This window comes from Streptomyces durbertensis, assembly GCF_014156695.1.
In the GTDB taxonomy this organism is placed as follows: Bacteria; Actinomycetota; Actinomycetes; order Streptomycetales; family Streptomycetaceae; genus Streptomyces; species Streptomyces durbertensis.
Genome location: NZ_WMLF01000433.1, coordinates 1 through 4,626, shown reverse-complemented (window position 1 = coordinate 4,626; position 4,626 = coordinate 1). Strand labels below are relative to the sequence as shown.

The 4,626-nt window shown below is 73.7% G+C and carries 6 protein-coding genes; 5 read left to right on the top strand and 1 reads right to left on the bottom strand.

Translation table 11 applies throughout. From position 1 onward, the window contains the following. The 4 genes from GL263_RS22060 to GL263_RS22045 form a co-directional block, all read left to right on the top strand. Nucleotides 1-1,043: tetratricopeptide repeat protein (locus tag GL263_RS22060; protein WP_182857489.1), on the top strand; the 1,043-nt coding region annotated here is incomplete at its 5' end. Nucleotides 1,044-1,143: 100 nt separating this feature from the next. Beyond that, nucleotides 1,144-1,761 (top strand): VOC family protein, encoded by a 618-nt coding sequence (locus GL263_RS22055; protein WP_182857488.1) that lies wholly within the window; start codon nt 1,144-1,146, stop codon nt 1,759-1,761. A gap of 53 nt (nt 1,762-1,814) precedes the next feature. Next, on the top strand, nt 1,815-2,213 hold the full coding sequence (locus GL263_RS22050) for an ACT domain-containing protein (RefSeq protein WP_182857487.1): 399 nt from the start codon (nt 1,815-1,817) through the stop codon (nt 2,211-2,213). A gap of 20 nt (nt 2,214-2,233) precedes the next feature. Continuing rightward, a complete protein-coding gene (locus GL263_RS22045) occupies nt 2,234-2,731 on the top strand; it encodes a hypothetical protein (protein ID WP_182857486.1) in 498 nt (165 codons plus the stop codon). 108 nt (nt 2,732-2,839) lie between these two features. On the opposite strand, the gene GL263_RS22040 is transcribed toward GL263_RS22045, so the two are convergent. Continuing rightward, a complete protein-coding gene (locus tag GL263_RS22040) occupies nt 2,840-3,919 on the bottom strand; it encodes an aminoglycoside phosphotransferase family protein (RefSeq protein WP_182857485.1) in 1,080 nt (359 codons plus the stop codon). A 243-nt stretch (nt 3,920-4,162) separates the two neighbouring features. Between GL263_RS22040 and GL263_RS22035 the strand changes: the two genes are divergently transcribed. Continuing rightward, nucleotides 4,163-4,626 (top strand): NsdA family TPR-like regulatory protein (locus GL263_RS22035; protein ID WP_500294573.1); only part of this gene is annotated, 464 nt, incomplete at its 3' end.

The following is a 4,626-nucleotide window of genomic DNA, read 5'->3' as shown; positions in this document are numbered from 1 at the left end:
CCCCGCACGGCGACGGCGTGCCCGGCGCCGACGACCCCCGGGTGCTCGCCGCCCGGCACGAGAGGGCGTTCGCGCTGAGCCGGCAGGGCCACCTCGCCGCCGCGCTCGTGGAGTTCGAGCAGGTCGCCGCAGCCCGGGAGAAGACCCTCGGCCACGCCCACCCGGACGCGCTGGACGCCCGCCAGGAGGCGGCCTACGTGCTCGGCCTGCTGGGCCGCCACCTCGACGCGCACCGGGTCGGCACGGCCGTCCTCGCGCTGCGTGAGGCGCAGGCCGGCGCGGACCACCCGGAAACCCTGCGCTGCCGCCACAACCTGGCCTACAACCTCAACCGCCTCGGCCGCCTGGAGGAGTCGCACCGACTCGCCCAGGAGGTCGCCGCCGCCCGGGCGGACGTCCTCGGCGCCCACCATCCCGACACCCTCGCCAGCCGCTTCGAGGTCGCCTACGCGCTCGGTCGGCTGGGCCGCTGGGAGGAGGCGCTGGCCGCCTACCGGGAGGTCGCGGCCGACCGGGAGAGGGTGCTCGGGGCCCACCACCCCGAGACCCTCGCCGCGCGCTACGAGACGGGCATCAGCCTCGGCCGCCTCGGCCGCGCGACCGAGGCGCTGGCGCTCTACCGCGAACTCGCCGCCGCCCGCGCCACCGCCCAGGGCGGCAGCCACCCCGAGACGCTGCGCGCACGGCACGGCATCGGCGTGAACCTGGGCCGGCTCGGCCGGTGGACGGAGGCGCTGGCCGAGGCCCGGGACACCGCCGCGCTGCGGGCCGGAGCCCTCGGCCCCGAGCATCCCGACACGCTGATCAGCCGCAGGGAGATCGCCGTCGCGCTGGGCTGGCTGGACCGCTGGGACGAGGCTCTGCCGGTGTACCGCCAGGTCGCCGCCGCCCGGGACCGGGTGCTGGGGTCCGCTCACCCGGACAGCCTGACCAGCGGCAACGACCTGGCCCACGCGTTGGAGCGGGTGGGTCGCGGCGCGGAGGCCACCGCCGTCTACCAGCGTGTCGCCCACGCGCGTACCGACCACGCGCGACCGGTGTGATCCGGACACGGCACGCCGCGGAGCGGTAACCCGCGGCGGGGCGGGTGATACTGGCCACAGCCGCACTGGTTGAGCACGCAACCACATCAGGAGGTCGGGTATGACTCAGCCCCAGGGCGCCGAGCTGGCGAGGATCCGCACCCGTCGGGAGGAGGTCCGCCGCCGCTGGCTGCGCGAAGGCGCCGAACGACCCGCCACCACCGCGCGCGGCGTCCACCACGTCGCGTTCATCTGCCGGGACGTCGAGGAGACCGTGCGCTTCTACCAGGAACTGCTCGGTTTCCCGTTGGTGGAGATGGTGGAGAACCGGGACTACAACGGCTCCACGCACTTCTTCTTCGACATCGGCAACCACAACCTGCTGGGCTTCTTCGACTTCCCCGGCCACGAGCACCCCCCGGCCCGGGAGACCGTCGGCGGTGTCCAGCACCTGGCGCTCTCCATGGACGCCGAGCGGCACGCCGCCGCCCGGCAGGCGCTGGACGAGGCCGGCGTGTCCTACCAGGGACCGGACCGGGGCGTCGACGAGAGCCTGTACCTGCGGGACCCCAACGGCGTCCCGCTGGAGCTGTACCGCGAACGCCCCGGCGTCTTCGACGGAAGGCGCCTCGTCCCGGGCGGTCCGGACACCTCCGGCCCGGACGGCACCCCCGGCCCGGGCAGCACCTCCGGCCCGGACGCCGCGGACGGACCAGCCGAGTCGTCCGACGGGCGCTGACGCACGGATCCGCCGGGGCGCGGAGCGCACCCGGGCCACCTAGGCTTGTGATCATGTCAGGTGAACGTGATCTCAAGAAGCTCGTCGACGGGATGAGCCCCGAGCTGCAGCCCGGCCCGTACGTCTTCACCACCGTCCCCGGCGAGCCGCCCGCGGACGTGCGACCGGTGGTCACCGTCGCCGAGCGCGAGGGCACCACCCTGGTGGTCCCGCGCCAGGACGCCGACGCCGCCGGACTGCCCTACCACTCCGTCTTCGGCTGGATCACGCTGCGCGTGCACTCCTCCCTGGAGGCGGTCGGACTGACGGCGGTGGTCTCCCGGGCCCTCGCGGACGCCGGACTCAGCTGCAACGTGGTCGCCGGCTACCACCACGACCACCTGTTCGTGCCCTACGAACAGGCGTCGGTCGCCGTCGCGATCCTCGAGGACCTGGCGCGTAAGGGGAGCTGAGCCGCGCGTACCATGGCGGCATGTCCTTCCTCCGCCGACGCAGTGCCGCCACGCCCGCCGGGCCGGACTTCGACGTCCTCGCCATGGACCCGGGCGACTGGCCCGGCAACCTGGGAGCCGGGCTGCTCCCCGCGCCCGACGGCAGCTGCCAGGGTGTGTTCCTGCGCTACGACCTCTTCGGCGGCCGGGGGCCGGCGATGATCATCGGGAATCTGCCCGAGGGCAGCCCCGCCCGCGACGTCTCGGACGACGAGGTCCCCTTCGAGGTCGCGCAGCTGCTGGCGGCGCTCGAGATCGACGAACCGGTGACCGTCACCGGACGCGAGGACAGCCCGGTGATGCACGACGGCAACCTGCTGATCGTGCGCCGGGTGACCTGCTCGGAGAGCCGCGTCTCGTGTGTGCAGTTCGACCGCAGCGACAACGTCCTGGTCACCATCGCCAGCTGGGACCGGCCCATCACCGACGACCTCTACCAGCTGCTCAAGCCGCTGCCCGCCGAGCTGTTCCGGCAGTGACGTGACCCGCGTATGACCGGCGCATGACCTGGGCCCCGGCGCCTCCGCAGGACACGGAGGCGCCGGGGCCCAGGCGGTCGTCCGCTGCCGCCGGACGTCCCGGGGGCGTCAGCGGGTGCTGACGGCCGCCCGTACCGCGCGCCGCGCCATGGCGCAGTCCTCGTGCAGCCGGCGCAGCCGCAGCCGCAGCTCCTCGCCCGCCGAGGGATCCGGCGTGGCCGCCCGCATCGCGCGCCGCACCGCGGTCTCACAGTGCCGCACGTCCCTGGTGAGCACCAGCATGAGGTTGACCAGGAAGGCGTCCCTGACCGCCGCGCCACCCCGCTGCGCCGTCTGGCTGATGCCGCGCCGGGCCTGCGGGGAGTCGCCGAGCGCCGCCCACAGCGTGGCCAGGTCGTAGCCCGCCAGGTACCAGCCGGCGTGCTCCCAGTCGACGAGCACCGGACCGTTCGGTGCGAGCAGCACGTTGTCCGGACGCGCGTCGCCGTGGCAGAACTCGCGGGCCGCACGACCGCCCGAACTCAGCACGGAGTACAGCAGCTTGTGCAGGTCGTCCAGGTCCCGGTCGGTGAGCAGGCCGAGTTCGTGGAAGCGCAGCAGCCGCTTGCCGTAGTCCAGCGGCCGCTCGAACAGGCCCGCCGGCGGCTCCCAGGAGTTGAGCCGGCCCACCGCGCTCAGCATCGGTCGCAGCTGCGACTGCTGGTTCAGGTCCCCGCCCTGCCGGAGCTGGCTGACGGGTCTGCCGAGCATCCGCTCCACGACGATCGTGCAGGTCTCCGGGTCCGCGGCGATCAGCTGCGGCACCCGCACCGGCGGGCGGTGCCGGACGAAGGCCCGGTAGGCCGTGACCTCCTGGCGGTAGCGCTCGGCCCAGGCGGGAGAGTGGTCCAGTAAACACTTGGCGACCGCGTGGCGGCGCCCGATGCTCCCGGCCAGCAGGACGGTCCGGCCGCTGCGGCGGAGCACCTGCGTCGGGTGGAAGTCGGGACAGACGCGGTGGACGGAGTTGAGTACGGACCGCAGCTGCACGCCCTGCGGGCCGGAGAGGTCGAGTCTGCCGCTGACGGCGGGACCGCCGCCGGACGGCGGGCCGGGCCTGCGCGGCCGGGTGACCACGGCGCTGCCCGACGGGCGGGGGGACGACCAGGTCCGGGGCGTGGCGGTCACGGGGGATGTTGCGTGATACATGGTCGATCCGGATCCCTTCGCGCGCCGACAAGTTCGCCGCACACCCCGACCGCGAGCGGCCGGACCACACCCTGGGGAGTGTCGACGGCCGCCGGAGACGACGGGCCGGGGTGGCGCGTTTCTACATCACACCCTGGCGCGGGTGGCCGGCCACATGGCGAACCCTGGCGAACCCTGGCGAATACTCGCCGCCCCCCGACCCGGCCGTTACTGTCAACTCAGCCGAGAACCTGGGGGCTTGACGTGAACAAAGGACCCAACTCCCGCCTGGCGGACCTGTTCGGCCTCACCGGCTGGTCAAAGGGCGAACTCGCCCGGCTGGTCAACCGCCACGCGGCGGCCATGGGCCACCAGCAGCTGTCGACGGACACCTCCCGCGTAAGGCGCTGGATCGAACGGGGCGAGACCCCGCGCGACCCGGTGCCCAGGGTGTTGGCCTCCCTGTTCACCGAGCGTCTCGGCCGTGTCGTGACCATCGAGGACCTCGGGATGGGCAGGAACGCACCGGGAAGACTGCCGGCCGGCAGCAGGCAACCCGTACACGGGTTGCCGTGGGCACCTGACCAGATCGCCGCGGTCCTCGCCGAATTCACGGGAATGGACCTCATGCTCAACCGCCGCGGCCTGGTGGGCGCGGGCGCCGTGCTCACCGCCGGCTCCGCCCTCAACAGCTCCCTGTACGACTGGATCCAGACCGACCCCGACCC